Below are 18,489 nucleotides of genomic sequence, written 5' to 3' on the forward strand. Positions count from 1 at the left end.
TGTTATTTCAGATTTGGAATAGAGTGTAGTACGATGCCCTGAGTCTGTGTAAGGGAATAAGGTGGCGTATGGCATTGCAGGGAAAAATGATTTTGAACGGTGCTGATTATGCGCCCTTCAATTTGTACGGCGTTGGCGTCTTTATGGCGCACTCTGGGAAAGGCGTATACCGAAACAAAGGCGCTTGCGGAGTAATTCCAAATGACGGTCCATTGCCTCCCGGTAAATACTGGATTGTCGACCGTGGCGCAGGCGGCGGTGGGTCATGGATTAAAGCAAAATCGCAGGATCTGGTTAACAGAACGTTTTACGGCGCAGAATTTGATCGTGATGAGTGGTTTGCCCTTTATAAGGACGATTGGGGTATAGATGACGGAACGTGGGTGAATGGCGTGAGTCGCGGATTATTCCGCCTTCATCCGGGTACGATTTCTGAAGGCTGTATTACGATAGCCCACAATTCTGACTATGCTCTTATCCGAAACGCTTTGCTGAGAACATCACTTGTACGGGTTCCCTGTCAGCGTTCTCTCATGGCTCGGGGTTGGGTAGAGGTGGTAAATACCTATGGCAACAACTGTCCGTAGGACATTAAAAATCGCATTTTACCTTCTTCTTTCGGTGTGTGTGGGCCGCTCGTTGGGGAGTCCTGAAATATGGATGAATCATAGTATCGCTCAATGGATTGGGCACTTATTATATGGTCCGGGAGAAATCGGCGCAGATAATTTTTATGACATCTATTTCTATATATCGATAATCACTGTTTTTCCTATAACAACCGTTATCTATATTTTAACAATGAAGTTACTCAAAAGAATAAGGAGATCTTGAAATGCCAATCCCTCCATACTTGTGGCTAAAGGACGACGGCGGCGCTGACATTAAGGGTTCAGTTGATGTCCAGGACCGTGAAGGAAGTATCGAAATTATCGGTATGAGCCACGGGATTAACCTGCCCGTAGATAGTGCCAATGGCAAAATAACGGGTACGCGGCAACATTCATCTATGATGTTAGAAAAAGAGGTAGATAGCTCTACACCCTATCTCTACAAGGCCGCGGCAACTGGTCAAACGCTCAAAAGTGCCGAACTTCGTTTCTACCATATTAACGACGCAGGGCAAGAAGTCTGTTATTACATCGTATTAATGGAAAATGTAAAAATCACAGGCGTTAATTGTGGCGTGCCAAACGTGAAAATATCCGGTAATGATAAAATAAATCATGTCGAAAGCATCAGCTTACAATATGAGAAAATAACCTGGCGCATTGTAGATGGAAATATTATGTTCAAAGACGCATGGAATGAGCGTCCGACAGCGTAAACAAAGAGGGCGGATTGCGCCCTCAGTTTTTTATGTAGCTTAGTGTTCAATAATAGCCCGACCTGATACGTCGCCGAACCAAAGAAAAGGTATTACTACCATCTAATTATACTAATAAAAATAAAATGGCCAGTTGGTCGAGCAGGTTTTGACACACTGCTCATATCAACATTGGCCACTTTTAAATCGATAGTAATATTTTGACATAAATAGGCTGGAGTAGTAATAATGTAGTTTCTATCTCTGGGATCACTGAACTGCCTCCACCTAACATTGCATACTATGTTACATAGTTTTGCGTAACCTTAAGTAGGTGTTACCAATGAAATGTGCATTAATTTATGATTTTGATGGAACTTTAGCAGAAGGCGATTGTGCCCAACACGGACTTATGCCTGCTTTAGGAATTGATGATATTGCTTCTTTCTGGCAGTCCGTTAAAAAACGTGCTCAGGATGATGATGGAGATGAAATATTGTCTTACCTTGGGCTTCTTGCTGAGAAAGCTAATGAGCTTGGCTCTCAAGAGTTAACTGTTGCCAACTTGATAAAACATGGAAAATCAATCCCGTTATTCCCCGGAGTTGAAGGTTGGTTTGAACGAATAAATGACTATGCTCAAGAACACGATTTGCAATTACATCATTACATAATTTCTAGTGGCTTAGATGCAATGATAAGAGGGACAGCCATAGGTTCTAAATTCCGTGATATCTATGCATGTAAATATCATTACTCTACTGATGGTAAAATCGTTACCTGGCCAGCACAAGCAATCAATTACACTACAAAAACTCAGTTTTTATTTAGGATAAATAAAGGCATTCGCAACTCATGGGATAATGCTGCCATCAATAGATTCATAGAACCTGAAGATCGCGAGATCCCTTTCCAAAAAATGATATACTTTGGAGATGGAGACACAGATATTCCTGCAATGAAAATGGTTCGATATCAAGGTGGCGTTTCTTTGGCTGTATTTGATAACAAAAAATGGAATAGTAAGGCTACGCAAGAAAAGGTTGAGAAGTTAATAGCTGAAGAGAGGGCTAATTATGTTGTCCCTGCTTTGTATGATGAGGGGAGCCAATTGGATGTTACAGTAAAAGGTCTATTACAATTATTTAAGAGGAAGGGGTAACCAGGCAGCGACGTCTGCCACAGACCCTTATCACCACACAAACCATACATTCCCAAACTCCATAATACCCGCTCCCCCATAAAAACAAAAAAACCGGGCCCGCCTCACCGCGGACCCGGCCTATTCAACCAAAAAAAACCTACTCTTTCACGCGCGCCCGCTTCCCTCTCCCCTCTTCCTCACTCCCGGTCGCTCCCACCAGCGTAAAACTAAAATTCACCTCCGTATGCTCCCCCTCAATATCGCGCTGCTTCGCTACGGCACTGTCCGTAATCTTCACCGGATCCGCAATCAGCTCCGCACGGGTCGCAAAGGCAAAGTCATCCCACAGATACTCATCGCCGTTCAGGTTGATCTGCGTGGTCAAATGTTTGTACCCCGGTGCCGACACAAAGAAATGCACATGCGCCGGGCGGTTGCCGTGGCGGCCCAGGGCGGTTAGCAGCTTCTGGGTTGGGCCATCCGGCGGGCAGCCGTAGCCGCATGGCACGATGCTGCGCACCGCGTAACGCCCTTGTTCGTCGGTCAGGATGCGGCGGCGCAGGTTGTATTCGCTCTGGGACTGGTCAAAGAACGAATAGCCGCCGAGGGTGTTGGCATGCCAGATATCGACAATCGCCCCCGCCACCGGTTTGCCGTTCAGATCGGTGACCTGGCCCTGCAGCCACATGGTTTCGGCCTGCTCGCTGCCGTCATCCATGCGAGCGAAGCTCTGGCTCAGCGGGGCGTTGGCGACGTACAGCGGCCCTTCGATGGTGCGCGGGGTACCCACTTCCTCGCCGGATGCCGCCTCTTTCTCGTCGGCACGCATGTCCAGATAGTGTTCCAGACCCAGACCGGCGGCCAGCAGGGCCGCTTCCTGGCGTCCGCCCAGCTCGTTGAGGTAGTTCACCGCCAGCCAGAACTCTTCATCGGTGATGTCGAACTGCTTGATGGTCTTGCACACATCGCTCAGTAGCTGATGCATGATGTTTTTAAAACGGTCGTTGCCACCGGTGGAATTTAAGCCGCTGCTGATGGCCAGTAAAGTGTCCAGCTCGGTTTGATGTACAGGGTTCTGTGACATTGCTTATTCCTCGTTGTAGGGTACGTTTGTTGTTGTTATTTCTACTATTTTTGCTCGACATAAATGGACGACGGATGCACACACAGCGGCTGCACGGTTATCTCCATCCACGGGTACAGCGGCAGCGCGGTCAGGATGTCGTGCAGCTCCTGGTTATCCGCCACGTCAAAAATGCTGACGTTGGCGTACTGGCCGACCACGCGCCAGATGTGCGGCCATTTCCCCTCGCGCTGTAACTGTTGGGAGTAGGCTTTCTCTTTGGCTTTAATCTCATCAACCTGCGCTGCAGGCAGGGACGACGGGATGTTGACCGTCATTTCCACTTTAAACAGCATCGCGTTCTCCTTTATTTACGTGCGTAGTAACCCAGCTTCTCTTCGTCGATCTCGACGCCCAGGCCCGGCCCCTGCGGTAACGTCACCTGTCCGTGTCTGAAATCCAGCGGACGCACCACGATGTCATCTTTGAGCAGCAGCGGGCCGAACATCTCGGTGCCCCACTGCAGGTTGAGGGTGGACCAGGCATGTAACGAGGCGACCGTACCGAGCGTGCCTTCCAGCATGGTGCCGCCGTACAGCGCCACGCCCGCCGCCTGCGCCACGTGCGCCAGCTTCAGGGCCTGCACCGGGCCGCCCGCCTTGGCAATCTTCAGAGCGTACACGCCGGTAAAACCGTTGCTCGCCAGGGCATAGCCGTCGTGGCTGGTTGCCACCGCTTCGTCGGCCAGAATCGGCACCGCAAAGCGCTGGCTGAGGGCGATAAGCCCTTGCCGATCCCACAGCGGGATCGGCTGCTCTACCAGGTCGATACCGCCGTCCTGCAACCGGGCTATCCCTTTGAGGGCAGTGGTCAGGTCCCACGCCTGATTGACGTCGACGCGGATGCTGACGTCATCCCCCAGCGCGGCCTTGATCGCCAGCGCGTGGCGGATATCGACATCCAGCCCGCGCGCGCCAATCTTCAGCTTGAAGGTGTCGTGCCGCCCTTCCGCCAGCAGGCGCTGGCCCTCTTCAATATCTTTCTCGGTGTCGCCGCTGGCTAAGGTCCACAGCACCGGCAGGCGCGTGGTGAGCGCGCCGCCCAGCAGGGAACTGACCGGCAGGCCCAACGCTTTGCCCTGGGCATCGAGAAACGCGGTTTCCAGCGCTGATTTGGCAAAGGTATTGCCCTTGACGTGGGCATTCATTTTGTCGGCCAGCGCCGCCGGGCCGCTGAACGTCTGGCCGCACAGCAGCGGGGCCAGATAGGTTTCAATCGCCAATTTGATCGCTTCCGGGCTTTCTGCGCCGTAGCTCAGGCCGCCGATGGTGGTGGCTTCGCCCCAGCCGATCAGGCCGTTGGCGCACTGCATTCTGACGATCGCCAGCGTCTGGCAACCCATGGTGGCCATCGACAGCTTGTGCGGGCGAATGGTCGGGATGTCCACCAGCCAGCAGGCCAGGGATTCAAGGGTGATACTCATGTCGCAGCTCCTGCGGTTAAAAAGGTCAGCACCTGTTGGTTAAATGCCGCCGGACAGGCGACGTTCGACAGGTGCGACGCGGGTAAGGTCACGCAGGCAGCCTGTTTTGCCTGAGCGGCTATCCACCCGGCGTCGTTCACGGTGGTCACCGGATCTTCAGCACCGGCGATCAGCAACATCGGGCGCAGCATCGCCGCCACGTCCGGGCGCAAATCCGCTGCCGCCAGCGCGTCACAGCAGACGGCATAGCCCTCCTTCGGGGTATTGGCCAGGCCATCCACCAGCAGTTTGACCACGCCAGGGTTGCTCTCCCGGTACGCCGGGGTGAACCAGCGCTCTGCCGCGCCGCTGGCAATCGGGGCCATCCCCTGCTGACGAACGGTGGCGGCACGCTGCAGCCAGCCTTTGGCTTCGCCGATTTTCGCCGCGGTATTCGCCACCACGATGCGCTCAAACCGCGACGGCGCGTGGCGGTTGAGCCACAGGCCGGTCATCCCGCCCAGCGAAATGCCGCAAAAAAAGGCCCGTTCCACATCCAGGTGATCAAGCAAGGCAATCACGTCCTGCCCGAGGGTGTCGAGGGTGATAACGCCGTCCACCAGCGGCGAGCGACCATGCCCGCGGGTGTTGTAGCGCAGCACGCGGAAGTGGCGGGTGAAGTCGGCCATCTGCGCCTGCCACATCGGCCAGGTGGTGCCCAGCGAGTTGGAGAGCACCAGCAGCGGAGCGTCTTCGGGGCCATCAAGGCGATAGTCCAGATCCATTCACGCCTCCTCGGTTTCGGCGTTCAGGGCAAAGGTCAGCGCCACCGGAGTGACCGACTGCAAAGACTCGGGCGTCACGTCGCCAAACAGCTCGCGCACCAGGATGCCGTCAGCTGTGATATCCATCACAGCCATGTCGGTGTAGATGCGGTCGATGCAGGCCATCCCGGTCAGCGGATAGCTGCAGGTTTTGACGATTTTGCACTCGCCCTGGCGGGTCAGATGTTCGGTCATCACATACACGCGCTTCGCGCCAATCGCCAGGTCCATCGCCCCGCCTACCGCCGGGATGGATGAAGGTTCGCCGGTACTCCAGTTCGCCAGGTCGCCGCGCTCGGAAACCTGATACGCCCCGAGCACGCAGATATCCAGGTGCCCGCCGCGCATCATGGTGAACGAGTCGCCGTGGTGGAAATAGCACCCGCCGTCGAGCAACGTCACCGGCTGTTTTCCGGCGTTGATCAGCTCTGGATCTTCAGCGCCCGGCGCAGGCGCAGGCCCCATCCCGAGAATGCCGTTTTCGCTGTGCAGGAAGATCTCGCGATCGGCGGGCAGGTAGTTGGCTATTCGGGTCGGCAGGCCGATCCCGAGGTTGACGTACGCCCCTTCCGGGATATCGCGGGCAATGCGTTCGGCCAGCTGCTGATGAGTCAATTTATTCACGTAGGCTCCTTAAGCGCTCTGGGTCTGACGCACGGTCGCCACCGGGACGATGCGCTGGACAAAAATCCCCGGCGTGACCACCGCTTCCGGGTCAAGCTCGCCCAGCGCCACGATCTCGCTCACCTGGGCGATAGTGCAGTTGGCGGCCGTCGCCATGATCGGCCCGAAGTTGCGCCCGGTTTTGTCGTAAATCAGGTTGCCCCAGCGGTCGGCTTTCAGCGCTTTGATCAGCGCAAAGTCGGCCTTCAGCGGGGTTTCAAAAACGTAATCTTTGCCGTCGATGTGGCGCGTCTCTTTGCCTGCCGCCAGCGCGGTGCCAAAGCCGGTGGGGGTGAAGATCCCGCCGAGCCCGGAACCCCCGGCCTGGATACGCGCCGCGAGGTTGCCCTGCGGCACCAGCTCCAGCTCGACTTCGCCACGACGATAGAGGTCGTCAAAGACCCAGGAGTCGGTCTGGCGCGGGAAAGAGCAAATCACTTTTTTCACGCAACCGGCCTTCAGCAGCGCCGCCAGGCCGTAGTCGCCGTTCCCGGCGTTGTTGCTGATTAAGGTCAGGTTGCGCGGCCTGCGGCGGATCAGGGCGTCAAGCAGTTCGGCGGGCTGTCCGGCCGGGCCGAAGCCCCCCACCATCACGATGGCACCGTCGAAAATGTCGGCCACCGCGCCGTCGATGGCGGCAATCCTTTTATCAATCATGGTGCTACCCCATTGTTGTTCTTGTCAGACGGCAGGCTGCGCAACGCAATCCATGCCAGCAGCGCATAGCCCATCAGCAGCAGAGAAACCGGCCACGAGGCGTCGAAGTACATCAGCATCGCCACCGCCAGCATCGGCCCCAGGCCACCGGAGAAGATCGAGCCCACTTCGTGGCCCAGCGCGAGGCCGGAGTAACGCACCCGCACCGGGAACAGGTCGCTCATAATGCAGGGCTGGGTGCCGATCATCGCCCCGTGGCAGAACGGCAGGCCGAGCAGCATCGCCAGCATGATCCAGCCGTAATCGCCGGTAGAGAGCAGCCAGAAGAACGGGAAAGCCATCACCAGCAGGCCGATTACGCCGATGTAGTAGACCGGCTTCAGGCCGATGCGATCCGACAGCGCGCCCCAGAACAGGATCGAGAAGAACTCCACCAGCATCGCCAGGGTAACGGCGCTGATGATCTCCCCGGTACTGATGCCAATGTGTTTGGCGTACACCACCGAGAAGGTGAAGAAGATATACGACGCGCCGTTCTCCGGCAGTCGCAGGGCAATGGCCTGCAGCAGCGCTTTCGGGTGCTCGCGGATAATCACCATCAGCGGGATCTTCTCGTGCTGGTCTTCCGGTTTGGCATGCGTAAAGGCCTTGCTCTCGCGGATGTTCTTGCGGATGTAAACCCCGACCAGGAAGATGACGATGCTCAGCAGGAACGGCACGCGCCAGCCCCAGCTCATCAGATCCTCTTCCGGCAGCCTCTGCACCAGGTAGAAGGCGAAGGCCGATAACACAAACCCACCCGATACCCCCATCTGGCTCCAGGCGGTGTAGAACCCGCGACGGTCTGCCGGGGCGTTTTCGCTCAGCATTAACACCCCGCCGCCCCACTCCCCGCCGGACGCCACGCCCTGTAAGAAGCGCAGGGCGATCAGCGACAACGGTGCCCAGATGCCAATCTGTGAATAGACCGGCAGCAGGCCGATGACAAAGGTAGTCGCCCCCATCAGGGTCAGGGTCATGATCAGCGTCATCTTGCGGCTGTAGCGATCCCCGAGATGACCGAAGACGATCCCGCCCAGCGGACGGGCGAGAAAGCCCACCGCAAAGCCGGAAAACGCCAGCAGCGTGCCCTGCATCGGGTCACCGCCGACCGGGAAGAACAGCGGGCCAAACACCAGCGCCGCCGCGGTGCCGTACAGGAAAAAGTCGTACCACTCCAGCGCGTTGCCCAGCACCGAGGCAAACACCAGCTTGCGCATCTGCCCGGCATCTTGGGGGATCGCCGCCGGGGCGGTCTGTTCAGTCACGACATTGCTCATCCGCGTGTCCTTTTATTGTGGGTTTTACGCCTGTACGTCATGCCCGACGGCATGGTAGCGGCGGTTAAAGTAGACCAGCCCACGCGGCGCTTCGCTGATGCGCACCGCCTGCACCTGGCAGTAGAAAACCGTGTGGCTGCCCACTTCGTGACAGGTGTCGATCACGCAGTCGAAACTGGCGACCGACGAACTCAGCACCGGCGCGCCGCTGGCCAGCACCTGCCAGGCGTCGTGACCAAACCGCTCCTCGGAGCGCAGGCTGGCGTTGGCGAACACCCCGGAGAGATGCTGGTGATCGCTCGACAGCACGTTGACGCACAGGGTGCCGTTGTGTTTGAAGTGTTCGTTGGCAAAGGAGTTGCGGTTCATACAGACCAGCAGCGTCGGCGGCGAGTCCGTGACGCTGCAAACGGCAGAGGCGGTAAAGCCAAATTTGCCCGCCGGGCCGTCGGTGGTGATAACTGAGACCGCGCTCCCCAGCTGCGCCATGGCATTACGAAATTCGGTTTGCAGTGTCATAAGGGTTTCCTCACAGATCGATGACTAAACGCGCGCTTTTCGCACGGGAACAACACAACAAAATCTGATCGCCGTCGGCTTTCTCTTCATCGGTGAGATAGCTGTCGCGGTGATCCGGCTCGCCTTCCAGCACGTCGGTCAGGCAGCTGCCGCAGATCCCCTGCTTGCAGGAGACGCAGACTTTCAGCCCGGCGAGCGCGAGGGCTTCGACGATGCTCTGGTTCTCAAGTACCTGCACGGTGATGCCGCTGGTTGCGGCAAACACCTCAAAGGCCGCGCCACCGGTCTGCACCTCGGCGCTGAAACACTCCTGATGCACCTGCTCCGGGCGATAGCCGTGGCGGGTCGCCTGCTCGGTAATGGCCTCCATCAGGCGCGTCGGGCCGCAGGTGTAAACATGGGTATTCGCCGGGACGTCGCTCAGTACCGCCGCCAGGTTCAGCCGTTGCGCATCGCTGAAGTGCATCTGCACGCGGTCGGCATACGGCGACTGCTCCAGTTGGGGGATAAACGCCGCCCGATCCCGCGTGCGGGCGCAGTAGTGCAAGCCGAACGATCGCCCGGCGGCGTGCAGCTCGGCCGCCATTGCCAGCATCGGGGTGATGCCAATCCCGCCGCCAATCAGCAGGCTGTGGCTGGCCTCGCCGTTAAGCGCAAACAGGTTGCGCGGGTCGCTGACCTGGATCCGATCCCCCACGTTGAGGGCATGCGCCGCCAGCGAGCCGCCCTGCGATTTGCTGTCTTTCAGAATGCCGAGCTGGTAGTGCTGGCGATTTTTAGGGTCGCCGCACAGGGAATACGGACGCACCAGGTCAGCTGTCAGATGCAGATCGATATGCGCCCCGGCGCTGAAGACCGGAAGGTCGATACCCTCAGAGTGCGCCAGCGTCAGCAGCACCACCTCGCCCTGCAACTCTCGCCCGATAACCTGTAATGTCAGCATGTTGACTCCTTAACGCATAAACAGACCGCCGTTGATGTCCCAGGTCGCCCCGGTGACAAACGACGCCTGCTCAGATGCCAGCAAGGCCACGGCCTGGGCGACAAATTCGGCTTCACCTAACTGGCCGACCGGGATCATCGCCAGCAGCCCGGCCATTTTTTCTTCCGGCACCAGGGCGTGAACCATCGGCAGATCCAGCGGGCCGGGGGCGATGGCATTAACGGTGACGCCAGATTTGCTCAGCTCGCGGGCAAAGATTTTGGTCAGGGTCAGGATCCCGCCCTTCGAGGCCGCGTAGTGCGCCCCGCTTGCGGTGCCGCCGTTCTGCCCGGCTAACGAGGCCAGGTTGACGATGCGGCCATAACCCTGGCGGGCGAAGTAGCGCCCCATGGTCTGGCAGCCGACAAAGGTGCCGCGCAGGTTGGTGCTGATCACCCGGTCGAACTCGTCCACCGGGATGTCCATTACCGGCGTCGCCAGGGTCAGCGCGGCGTTGTTTACCAGCACCTGCAGGCTGCCGAAGCGTTCAATCGTGGCCTCGAGCGCCTGCGTGAAATCCTGCGGCTGACGAATATCCAGCCCCAGCGCCAGCACCCTGCCCTGGCCGTCATCCAGACGATCGGCCGCTTGCCGGGCGCGGTTGAGATCGACATCGGTCAGCACCAGCTGGTACCCCTGCTTGAGCAGGTGGGCGGCGATGGTGTTGCCCAGCCCGGCGGCGGCGCCGGTGACTAATACGGTTTGCGTCATGAACGGCTCCTCAGAGGATGTAGCCGATGCTGTGCAGCACATCGTCGCTGTTAACCAGGCGGATCACCTTCTGGGTAATCAGCCACCTGCCGTCCTGCGGTTTCAGCTGCCAGGTAATATCCGCCGCGTAGTGACGGCTATGGCCTTTGCGGTGCTCCCACAGGGACTGCGCCCCGCGCACCACCAGCAGATCCTCGCGGGATTCCAGCAGGCGGAAACGCGACAGGGTGCGCAGGGTGCGGGCGCGCGGCGTGGTGGAGATCGACTCGCCGCTGTACAGACGCTTCACCCGGCGCTCGCGCATGTGGTGATCGTCGAAGGCGTAATTCAGGGTATTTTTAAAATCGCTTTCGTTGGGGTCGATCGGCACCACATACAGGCCGTCGTGTTGCCACAGTTCCAGCCAGGCGTTGAACTCGCCCTGGTCCAGCAGATCGCCTTCGAGATTGATTACGGACATCGCCGTAAACAGGGCAGAATCGGGGGTCATCATTGTTCCGTCTCCGTCATTAACTTTTTCCACTGCTGGTAGGCGGCACGCATCCCGGTTTCGGCGCTGACATCGCTGCGCAGGCCATCGTCGGTGCGGTATTCCCCGGCCAGCCCGCGATTGAGCATGATCCACAGGTCATCTCCGGCGGTGGCCCCGCGCTGAACCCGCTCCCAGGCTTCGGAGTCGTCCGGGGTGCCAAAGCCCATCGGGCCCTGGAAGTGTTCGTGCAGACGCAGGCGCGCCTGGTTAGCAATTTCTGGCCCGCCGTCCATGGTGATCACCGCGTGGTGAATTTCGGTTTCCATCACCGAGATCGGCTGCAGGACGCGGAAGAAGGCCATCGAACAGGCGATATTCGGGAACAGGTTGAGGTTAAAGCCGGAGCCGCCCACCGCGCGCACGATGCGACGTACCTGATCTTCGTCGTGCTCTTTACGCAGTGCGTCCGCCAGCTCAACAAAGCGTTCCGGGATTGGCGCATCGAGGTTGGCCTCCAGATCCACCAGCTCCGGGATCATCACCATCACGCTGTGGCCGTTGCCGAGATCTTCGACATAGCCGCTGCCGTCGACAAAGTTCAGCATCTCTTCGGTCTGCTTATCGACCGAACTGAGGAACGAGCGGTGCACCACCGGGAAGTGGTAGCCGTCAGTGGTGTTCTCGAGCTGGATCTTCCAGTTGCCCGGAAAGCGGAAGCGGTGCGCAGGCCCGGTCTTGATCGGGTAGCCCGCGCCCTGCTTCATAAACAGATCCATCCATTTTTTGGCCGCGCCGAGGAAATCCTCCAGCGGTTCGATCTGCTCGTTAAAGGTGGCGAACACCATGCCGGCGTACTGCTCGGTGCGCAGCGACACCAGACCCAGTTCGTTTTTCTCAAGTCTGTCGGCATAGCTCTCCGGGTGCGGCACGCCGCGCAGGCTGCCGTCCAGCGCGTAGCCCCAGCCGTGGTACGGGCAGACGAAGCTGTTGGTTTTGCCGCTGCGGTGTTCGCACACCGTGGCCGCGCGGTGGCGGCAGCGGTTCAGCAGGGTATGAACGGTGCCTTTACGGTCGCGCACCACGATCACCGGCTGGGTGCCGATCTCGGTGGTTTTAAAGCTGCCGGTGTCCGGGATTTCGCTGACGTGCGCCACCCAGACCCAGGTTTTGCTGAAAATACGATCCAGCTCGAGCTGGAACAGCGCGTCGGAGGTATACAGCGAGGTGTGCACGCGATCGGCCTGCACCAGCCCGGCAATCTCTTCGCGCCCCGGAACCGGCTGCGTGGTGGTATCGATATTTTTGACATTGATGATGTGGTCACACTGCATGTTGTTACTCCTGCTCGTCTTCGACGGTCTGGTTTTTGTCAGGTACCGGTAACGCATCCGTCGCGTGCCAGTGGCTCACCGGCCTGCTGAACAGGTTGCGGGTGGTGAAATGGTGGATGGTCATTTCATCAGCCTCGCGACGGAAAATAATCTTGATCTCCGCCGCATTCAGATGCGCGCCCCCGGCGGTAAAGGCGGAGGTTTGCAGCATCAGCCAGCGGCCGTGCAGCTCGCCATCGGCCTCGTGATACAGGGCTTCTGAGCATAAAAAGTGGGCGTTCATGGCAAAGTGCGCGGGCTGGCGGACATAGCCCGCCATCATCGCCACGATCGCCGCACGTCCCTGATGTTTGCCCAGCCGGGTGGCATACGGCTCACCCAGCCCTTGCCAACAGGCACCTTCGCTGAACAGCGCGCCAATGGCCTGCACCGTCTCGATGCTGTCCAGCCGATCGCACAGACGCATGTAGTGGCTGATGCAGACGCGGGCGGCCTGCTGATCCTCGAGCTGCTGTAAACGCAGCGCATCCTGTGGGCTCATGAGTGACTCCGTTACTGAATAATCAGTTCGCGACCGACGCGGGCTTCGATCTTGCAGTACTTCCACAGCTTGCTGCCGCCCTCGCCCACCGGGGTGGTGCGGAACAGGTTGCAGACGGCGGCCACGCTCTCGAGGGTGTCGGCATCCGCCAGCACATAGGTGGTCCACGGGGCGGTGGTTGACGGGCCGACCATCAGGCGGTCGTCATCCATGTTGCCGATAACCCGGATCCCCGGCGTTTCGTCGATACCCTTCATCATCACGCCGAATGCGCCCCATACCTGTTTGGCTTCTGCCGGGGTGGCATCAAAAAAGTTCTGGTTTACGCCGATGCAAAACAGCACGCGTGAGGTTGTTGTCTGGCTCATCTGTTGCTCCTGTCGTTTAAATTACAAATAACCTGGCAGTGGTTTACCGCCGAAATAGACCGTTCCGGCATTGAGATAAGAGAGGTCGCCCATAAAGGCGTGCTGGGTGATCACCAGCGTGTCCCGCACGTAGCGCTGCAAAGGACTTTTCATGGTGATGCCGCCCATGCCGTTCAGCGCCAGCACCTGACGGGTCACCTCGGCGGCGATGCGCGTCACGTGGGTGGACGACAACCGCAGGGCATTGATCTGCTCGCTGGCGGGTTCATCCCCGGCAAGGATCGTCTGCCAGACATCGTCGATGGCGTCGTAGAACCAGGCCCGGGCCGAGCGCAGATCCGCTTCGCAGCGAGCAATCTGCATCTGCGCCTGCGGGCGATCCGCCAGGCACGGCGCGCCGGTTACCGACTGTTGACGATGGGCAATGGCATAAATTTCGGTCAGCGCCGCGCGGGCCACGCCGAGGGCCACCACCGACAGCACCTGGGTTGCCAGCGACAGCACCGGATAGCGGTACAGCGCGCCCTCGAGGTTGAGCGCCCCGCCGCGCACGAAGGTCCACTCTTTTGGCACGTACGCATCGTTAACCAGCAGATCGTGGCTGCCGGTGCCCGCCAGGCCGACGGTGTTCCACACCGGGTCGATCTGTACGCTGTCGCGGGGCAGCACCGCCATCCGCGGCAGGGTTTCACCGCTTTGGGGCAGAATGCCGACGCCAAACACCGAGGCACCCATGCTGCCGCTGGCAAAACCCCAGCGCCCGCTGACGCGATAGCCGCCGTCCGCCAGCAGCGCTTTCTGCGGCGGGAAGATGCCGCCCGCAAAGACCACGTCCGGGCCGTCGCGGTAGAGTTCTTGCAGGGTATCCGGCGGCAGCGCGCCGAGATAAAACGGGCTCATGCCGAAGCTGGCGACCCAGCCTGCGGAGCCATCGGCGGTGGCGATCTGCTCGATAAGCTCGCAGAACTGCGCCGGGGAGCACTCATCGCCGCCGTAGATTTTCGGCACCAGCGCGCGGTAAACGCCCACCTGCTTAAACCGGGTGATGATGTCGTCAGAGATATGACGCTGTTGCTCAAAATCTTCGCTGCGGGCCGCAACGTCATTCAGCAGTGGAACGAGTTCCTCACGAACATGAACAGCAGACATAGCTTCCTCCCGAAAAGAGTGTGCGGCCCGCAGCAAGACGAGCGCTGCCGCAATGAGTGGTACTCACTGAATTTTTGTTACGTCAGGTGAAGAAACGGGGGGTTAGTGGCGTCGTCGCCCGGTCAGCCATTCAGCGGCCTGCACCAGCAGACCGTCCTGGCCTTTGGCCGCCACCAGCTGCAGCGCCACCGGACGACCCTCAAGGCTGCCCATCGGCAGGGTCAGCGCCGGGTGACCGCTGAGATTGAACGGGCGCACCAGCCGGGTGAGGTTCACCACGCTGAGTGGATCCTCGGCCTCCGCCAGCGTCGGCGGCAGTTCCGGCAGGGTCGCCAGCGCCAGCAGCGGGGTTTTGACCAGTTGGGCATCTACCGCGGCAGTGAAGGTCTGGCGAGTCTGTTCGGCGGTATTCAGCGCGTCGGCGTTGATGCTCTCCCCGGCGCGGATGCGGGTGGCAACGTCGGCAGAGACTCGCCCGTCCCTCAGCAGCGGGTTAAACGCCTGCCAGTTTTCATGGCTGATAAGGGTCAGCCCGGCGCGGTGGGCATCGTTAAGCAGCGGCAGGTCAATCTGCTGCGGATGCAGGCCGTATTGGGCAAGCGCGTTCAGCAGCAAAGCATCGATGTCAGGCGTTGCGGCCGGGATAAAGCCGATGGCAGGCAGCACGGTTAGCGGGGCGTTCACCACAATAGCGAGACGGGTCAGCACCTGGCGCAGGACGCAGGCCTGGCGGGCAAAGATTCCCACGCAGTCCAGCGAGCTGTGGGCGGGCATCACCCCTTCCCGGCTCAGCGCGCCAAAGGTCGGCTTCAGGCCGAGCACGCCGCAGCAGGCGGCGGGCATCCGCACCGAGCCGCCGGTGTCGGTCCCGAGGGCGAAATCCACCTCACCGGAGGCCACCACCGCGGCCGATCCGCTGGACGAACCGCCAGGGATCAGCGCCGGAAACGGGGGGTTAAGCGGCGTACCGCTCCACGGGTTGATGCCAGTGACGCCAAACGCCAGCTCGTGCAGCGTGGTTTTGCCGGTCAGGACGCAGCGCTGTTGTAACAGCGTCGCCACCACGCCGGCATGCTGTGTCGCCGCCGGGCGGTTTGCCAGCGCCGGGCAGCCGGCGCGGGTCGGATAGCCGGCGATGTCCAGCGTGTCTTTTACCGCGAAACAGAGGTCACCCTCGCCGAGGGTAAACCGTTGTACGTAACCATTGCTCTCAGTGACTGGCTGCATCATTCATACCTTAACCAGAAAAAACGAATCATATTGGGGTGAGCAGTCTGCGCTGCGTCTTCAACCCGAGTGAAGTAAACCAATCATGAGATATTTAGATGAATATTCAAGTAATAATTCACGTTAATTTCACCAACCAGTAACAATGAAACATTTTTATAACATTTGCGCAAAGTGACTCAGGGTGATGAAAAATAACAATAAACTTTCCGTGGAAATGAAAAAAAAGCCGCTCTGATGTTCAGAGCGGCTTTCAATAAAGTGGTTGTTTTACAGGTGGTTATCTGGAATGTTTAAGGCTGTCACAAAACCGCAATTCTGTCTGCTGGCGGGTCAGAGATCGTTGAGATTATCGAGCACCTTGGCCAGGGAGAGGTTCATTTTATCCCGCTGCGCGGCGCTCATGCCCTTAAAACCCTTCTCAAAAACCTTGCTGGCCAGGCGATGTGCATCGGCCACTTTTTCGCGTCCGGCATCGGTGAGCATCACTTCCGTGACTCTGGCATCCTGCGTACTGCTGGCGGTGGTGACCATCCCGTCATCGCGCAAGCGACCGACGATTTTGGTGACGGTCGGCATTTTGGTCATCGCGTACTCGGAAATTTGCGAGATGCTGGCTTTGCCGTACTGCTCGGTGATCATCAGCACCCGAAAGCGGGAGACATCAAGCTGCACCTTTTTCAGTTCAATTTCCATCACTTGCGTATAGCGCGCGTAGACGTTAACTATCCAGTAAAACGGGAACGCGTCGCGATGAAAGCCGGAATCGATGTCCGACGATGGGGGGAGTTGACTCATGAGGTTCCTTTCCAGAAGCGGCGCAATGGCGGCAATTATACCCGCTATTTCCCGCCCGCTATAGCCTCTTCACATCTGCCAGTTGGGGTTGCGGCACAGCGAGGCGGACGAAAGCCGATCGATATCGCATTACGATTCAAAAATGCTACGTGATTAACAAATGTGTATCATTTTTTAAACATATAATTGACGTCCATGCCTGCGGTTTTCTATACGTTAGCCACGTGTTCAGGTTGCACGGGACAACGATACCTATAATCGCAATGTGGAGCATTTCATGAACGACAGTCCATCGATGGATCAGGCACGCTCCGACGTGCTCGCTCCACCTTCTTCTGCCGACGCCGCGCTCGATCCGCGCCAGCAGATCGTGATCAAAAAGTTGTTCCGCAGACTGATCACTTTTTTGTTCATTCTGTTCGTCTTCTCGTACCTCGACCGCATCAACATTGGCTTTGCCGGCCTGACGATGGGCAAAGACCTGGGCCTGACCAGCACCATGTTTGGCCTCGCCACTACGCTGTTTTACGTGATGTACGTGATCTGCGGGATCCCCAGCAACGTGATGCTGAGTATCGTGGGTGCGCGGCGCTGGATCGCTATTCTGATGGTGGTGTGGGGGATTGCATCCACCGCCACCATGTTCGCCACCGGCCCTGGTAGTTTGTATGTGCTGCGCATGATGGTGGGGATCGCTGAAGCGGGCTTCCTGCCGGGCCTGCTGCTGTATTTAACCTTCTGGTTCCCGGCGCAGTACCGCGCCCGCGCCAACGCCCTGTTTATGATTGCCATGCCGGTGACGATGGCGCTCGGGTCGCTGGCCTCGGGGTATATTCTGAACCTCGACGGTGTCATGAACCTGAAAGGCTGGCAGTGGCTGTTCCTGCTGGAAGGCTTCCCGTCGGTGATTCTGGGCTTTGTGGTCTGGTTCTGGCTGGATGACAGCCCGTCGAAGGCGCGCTGGCTGACCGACGACGACAAAGCCTGTCTGAAAGAGATGCTCGAGGCGGATCGCCTGAACGCCATCAGTACCCAGCAGCGGGAACACGCGGCGATGGTGCCGACGCAGCGCAGCATGTTCCGCGAGCTGTTCACCCCGACGATCATGCTCTACACGCTGGCCTACTTCTGCCTGACCAATACTCTGAGCGCCCTGAGCGTCTGGACACCGCTGATCCTGCGCAGTTTTAACCAGGAGAGCAGCAACGTGACAATCGGCCTGCTGAGCGCCATTCCGCAGGTGTGTACCATCGTGGCGATGGTGTGGTGGAGCAAGCGTTCGGACAAGTACAACGAGCGTAAGATCCACACCCTGCTGCCGTACCTGTTTGCTGCCGCAGGCTGGATCCTGACCGCTTCAAGCCACGACCCGATGCTGCAGTTCACCGGAATTATCATGGCGTCGGCCGGAGCCTTTGCGGCAATGGTCATTTTCTGGACCACGCCCGACCGGGCTATCTCGCTGCGCGCCCGTGCGCTGGGCATTGCGGTGATCAACGCCACCGGGATGACCGGTGCCGCGCTGGGGCCGCTGCTGATGGGCTGGATGAAAGATGTGACCGGCAACTTTAATGCCGGGATCTTTATGGTCGCCGGGTTCCTGGTGCTGGGCGCGGTGGTAATTGCGTTGATTCCGATGCAGAAAGCTGAAGCCCGGGCTTCCTGATTTGCACGGACGGTTCCCTCTCCTTTTTGGGGAGAGGGTTAGGGTAAGGGGACATGCTGGCACCTGTGGTGGTTCCGTTCACTTTACCGTCCTTGCTTCTCTGCCATCACCGAACCGGTGAACGTGTAAAGGGGGCTATCGCGCCCCCTTTACAATCCCATCTCCCGGCAAAGAAAATCGTCGCTACGCGATACCCTCAGCTTATTCCTCCAGGCTTTCGGGTCGGGCACCAGCCTGCATCCATGCAGGCTATGCCCTCTCGGCGCATCCCTGCGCCTCGCCCCGGC

General features: G+C 58.7%; 21 protein-coding genes. 4 read left to right on the top strand and 17 right to left on the bottom strand.

All coding sequences use genetic code 11. From position 1 onward, the window contains the following. Nucleotides 1–68 precede the first annotated feature (68 nt). The 3 genes from M8013_RS09815 to M8013_RS09825 all read left to right on the top strand — a co-directional run bounded on the left by M8013_RS09815 (nt 69) and on the right by M8013_RS09825 (nt 2,468). A complete protein-coding gene (locus M8013_RS09815) occupies nt 69–587 on the top strand; it encodes a DUF2778 domain-containing protein (RefSeq protein WP_271267613.1) in 519 nt (172 codons plus the stop codon). A gap of 248 nt (nt 588–835) precedes the next feature. Then, nucleotides 836–1,327, top strand: a complete 492-nt coding sequence (locus M8013_RS09820; RefSeq protein WP_271267614.1) for an Hcp family type VI secretion system effector — start codon at nt 836–838, stop codon at nt 1,325–1,327. Nucleotides 1,328–1,649: 322 nt separating this feature from the next. Next, nucleotides 1,650–2,468 carry an HAD family hydrolase gene (locus M8013_RS09825; protein ID WP_271267615.1) on the top strand — a complete coding sequence of 273 codons (819 nt, stop codon included), beginning with the start codon at nt 1,650–1,652 and terminating at the stop codon, nt 2,466–2,468. A 139-nt stretch (nt 2,469–2,607) separates the two neighbouring features. Here the strand turns inward: M8013_RS09825 and catA are convergent, their stop codons facing one another. The 17 genes from catA to M8013_RS09910 form a co-directional block, all read right to left on the bottom strand. After that, nucleotides 2,608–3,534, bottom strand: coding sequence for a catechol 1,2-dioxygenase (gene catA, locus M8013_RS09830; RefSeq protein WP_271267616.1), 927 nt, complete (start codon nt 3,532–3,534; stop codon nt 2,608–2,610). A 44-nt stretch (nt 3,535–3,578) separates the two neighbouring features. Next, on the bottom strand, nt 3,579–3,869 hold the full coding sequence (catC, locus tag M8013_RS09835) for a muconolactone Delta-isomerase (RefSeq protein ID WP_271267617.1): 291 nt from the start codon (nt 3,867–3,869) through the stop codon (nt 3,579–3,581). A gap of 11 nt (nt 3,870–3,880) precedes the next feature. Then, nucleotides 3,881–4,996, bottom strand: coding sequence for a muconate/chloromuconate family cycloisomerase (locus tag M8013_RS09840; RefSeq protein ID WP_271267618.1), 1,116 nt, complete (start codon nt 4,994–4,996; stop codon nt 3,881–3,883). Next, nucleotides 4,993–5,760: a 3-oxoadipate enol-lactonase gene (gene pcaD / locus M8013_RS09845; protein ID WP_271267619.1), complete on the bottom strand. Its 768-nt coding sequence runs from the start codon at nt 5,758–5,760 to the stop codon at nt 4,993–4,995. The genes M8013_RS09840 and pcaD overlap by 4 nt, the downstream gene beginning before the upstream one ends. Continuing rightward, entirely contained in the window at nt 5,761–6,423 is a 663-nt protein-coding gene (locus M8013_RS09850) for a 3-oxoacid CoA-transferase subunit B (RefSeq protein ID WP_271267620.1), read from the bottom strand. 9 nt (nt 6,424–6,432) lie between these two features. After that, nucleotides 6,433–7,119, bottom strand: coding sequence for a 3-oxoacid CoA-transferase subunit A (locus tag M8013_RS09855; protein WP_271267621.1), 687 nt, complete (start codon nt 7,117–7,119; stop codon nt 6,433–6,435). Further along, nucleotides 7,116–8,378 (bottom strand): MFS transporter, encoded by a 1,263-nt coding sequence (locus tag M8013_RS09860; protein ID WP_418939533.1) that lies wholly within the window; start codon nt 8,376–8,378, stop codon nt 7,116–7,118. The genes M8013_RS09855 and M8013_RS09860 overlap by 4 nt, the downstream gene beginning before the upstream one ends. An 84-nt stretch (nt 8,379–8,462) precedes the next feature. Further along, a complete protein-coding gene (locus tag M8013_RS09865; protein WP_271267623.1) occupies nt 8,463–8,957 on the bottom strand; it encodes a flavin reductase in 495 nt (164 codons plus the stop codon). A 10-nt stretch (nt 8,958–8,967) separates the two neighbouring features. Further along, nucleotides 8,968–9,900 carry a PDR/VanB family oxidoreductase gene (locus M8013_RS09870; protein ID WP_271267624.1) on the bottom strand — a complete coding sequence of 311 codons (933 nt, stop codon included), beginning with the start codon at nt 9,898–9,900 and terminating at the stop codon, nt 8,968–8,970. A gap of 9 nt (nt 9,901–9,909) precedes the next feature. After that, the gene (locus tag M8013_RS09875) at nt 9,910–10,650 is read right to left on the bottom strand and encodes an SDR family NAD(P)-dependent oxidoreductase (protein WP_271267625.1); all 741 of its coding nucleotides are present in this window, start codon (nt 10,648–10,650) and stop codon (nt 9,910–9,912) included. Between the two features lie 10 nt (nt 10,651–10,660). Further along, nucleotides 10,661–11,140, bottom strand: coding sequence for an aromatic-ring-hydroxylating dioxygenase subunit beta (locus M8013_RS09880; protein ID WP_336264248.1), 480 nt, complete (start codon nt 11,138–11,140; stop codon nt 10,661–10,663). Further along, entirely contained in the window at nt 11,140–12,453 is a 1,314-nt protein-coding gene (locus tag M8013_RS09885) for an aromatic ring-hydroxylating oxygenase subunit alpha (RefSeq protein ID WP_271267627.1), read from the bottom strand. Before M8013_RS09885 ends, M8013_RS09880 begins: the two co-directional genes overlap by 1 nt. 4 nt (nt 12,454–12,457) lie before the next feature. Beyond that, the gene (locus M8013_RS09890) at nt 12,458–12,994 is read right to left on the bottom strand and encodes a nuclear transport factor 2 family protein (RefSeq protein WP_271267628.1); all 537 of its coding nucleotides are present in this window, start codon (nt 12,992–12,994) and stop codon (nt 12,458–12,460) included. A gap of 11 nt (nt 12,995–13,005) precedes the next feature. Then, nucleotides 13,006–13,362 (bottom strand): IacB protein, encoded by a 357-nt coding sequence (locus M8013_RS09895; protein WP_271267629.1) that lies wholly within the window; start codon nt 13,360–13,362, stop codon nt 13,006–13,008. A gap of 21 nt (nt 13,363–13,383) precedes the next feature. Continuing rightward, nucleotides 13,384–14,511: an acyl-CoA dehydrogenase family protein gene (locus M8013_RS09900; protein WP_271267630.1), complete on the bottom strand. Its 1,128-nt coding sequence runs from the start codon at nt 14,509–14,511 to the stop codon at nt 13,384–13,386. Between the two features lie 102 nt (nt 14,512–14,613). Next, nucleotides 14,614–15,738 carry an amidase gene (locus M8013_RS09905; RefSeq protein ID WP_271267637.1) on the bottom strand — a complete coding sequence of 375 codons (1,125 nt, stop codon included), beginning with the start codon at nt 15,736–15,738 and terminating at the stop codon, nt 14,614–14,616. 333 nt (nt 15,739–16,071) lie between these two features. Continuing rightward, complete coding sequence (locus tag M8013_RS09910; RefSeq protein WP_271267631.1) at nt 16,072–16,536, bottom strand: MarR family winged helix-turn-helix transcriptional regulator; 465 nt, start codon at nt 16,534–16,536, stop codon at nt 16,072–16,074. 277 nt (nt 16,537–16,813) lie between these two features. On the opposite strand from M8013_RS09910, the gene hpaX reads away from it, so the two are divergent. Further along, nucleotides 16,814–18,202, top strand: a complete 1,389-nt coding sequence (hpaX, locus tag M8013_RS09915) for a 4-hydroxyphenylacetate permease (RefSeq protein WP_271267632.1) — start codon at nt 16,814–16,816, stop codon at nt 18,200–18,202. The last annotated feature ends 287 nt before the right edge of the window (nt 18,203–18,489 follow it).

Origin of the sequence: Silvania confinis (genome assembly GCF_025564085.1) — a bacterium.
Taxonomy (GTDB): domain Bacteria; phylum Pseudomonadota; class Gammaproteobacteria; order Enterobacterales; family Enterobacteriaceae; genus Enterobacter; species Enterobacter confinis.

What these genes read in the sequence shown, in the direction of transcription:
- M8013_RS09815 (WP_271267613.1), top strand. Translation starts at nt 69, where the DNA reads ATGGCATTGCAGGGAAAAATGATTTTGAACGGTGCTGATTATGCGCCC.
- M8013_RS09820 (WP_271267614.1), top strand. Translation starts at nt 836, where the DNA reads ATGCCAATCCCTCCATACTTGTGGCTAAAGGACGACGGCGGCGCTGAC.
- M8013_RS09825 (WP_271267615.1), top strand. Translation starts at nt 1,650, where the DNA reads ATGAAATGTGCATTAATTTATGATTTTGATGGAACTTTAGCAGAAGGC.
- catA (WP_271267616.1), bottom strand. Translation starts at nt 3,534, where the DNA reads ATGTCACAGAACCCTGTACATCAAACCGAGCTGGACACTTTACTGGCC.
- catC (WP_271267617.1), bottom strand. Translation starts at nt 3,869, where the DNA reads ATGCTGTTTAAAGTGGAAATGACGGTCAACATCCCGTCGTCCCTGCCT.
- M8013_RS09840 (WP_271267618.1), bottom strand. Translation starts at nt 4,996, where the DNA reads ATGAGTATCACCCTTGAATCCCTGGCCTGCTGGCTGGTGGACATCCCG.
- pcaD (WP_271267619.1), bottom strand. Translation starts at nt 5,760, where the DNA reads ATGGATCTGGACTATCGCCTTGATGGCCCCGAAGACGCTCCGCTGCTG.
- M8013_RS09855 (WP_271267621.1), bottom strand. Translation starts at nt 7,119, where the DNA reads ATGATTGATAAAAGGATTGCCGCCATCGACGGCGCGGTGGCCGACATT.
- M8013_RS09860 (WP_418939533.1), bottom strand. Translation starts at nt 8,378, where the DNA reads ATGCGCAAGCTGGTGTTTGCCTCGGTGCTGGGCAACGCGCTGGAGTGG.
- M8013_RS09865 (WP_271267623.1), bottom strand. Translation starts at nt 8,957, where the DNA reads ATGACACTGCAAACCGAATTTCGTAATGCCATGGCGCAGCTGGGGAGC.
- M8013_RS09870 (WP_271267624.1), bottom strand. Translation starts at nt 9,900, where the DNA reads ATGCTGACATTACAGGTTATCGGGCGAGAGTTGCAGGGCGAGGTGGTG.
- M8013_RS09875 (WP_271267625.1), bottom strand. Translation starts at nt 10,650, where the DNA reads ATGACGCAAACCGTATTAGTCACCGGCGCCGCCGCCGGGCTGGGCAAC.
- M8013_RS09880 (WP_336264248.1), bottom strand. Translation starts at nt 11,140, where the DNA reads ATGACCCCCGATTCTGCCCTGTTTACGGCGATGTCCGTAATCAATCTC.
- M8013_RS09885 (WP_271267627.1), bottom strand. Translation starts at nt 12,453, where the DNA reads ATGCAGTGTGACCACATCATCAATGTCAAAAATATCGATACCACCACG.
- M8013_RS09890 (WP_271267628.1), bottom strand. Translation starts at nt 12,994, where the DNA reads ATGAGCCCACAGGATGCGCTGCGTTTACAGCAGCTCGAGGATCAGCAG.
- M8013_RS09895 (WP_271267629.1), bottom strand. Translation starts at nt 13,362, where the DNA reads ATGAGCCAGACAACAACCTCACGCGTGCTGTTTTGCATCGGCGTAAAC.
- M8013_RS09900 (WP_271267630.1), bottom strand. Translation starts at nt 14,511, where the DNA reads ATGTCTGCTGTTCATGTTCGTGAGGAACTCGTTCCACTGCTGAATGAC.
- M8013_RS09905 (WP_271267637.1), bottom strand. Translation starts at nt 15,738, where the DNA reads ATGCAGCCAGTCACTGAGAGCAATGGTTACGTACAACGGTTTACCCTC.
- M8013_RS09910 (WP_271267631.1), bottom strand. Translation starts at nt 16,536, where the DNA reads ATGAGTCAACTCCCCCCATCGTCGGACATCGATTCCGGCTTTCATCGC.
- hpaX (WP_271267632.1), top strand. Translation starts at nt 16,814, where the DNA reads ATGAACGACAGTCCATCGATGGATCAGGCACGCTCCGACGTGCTCGCT.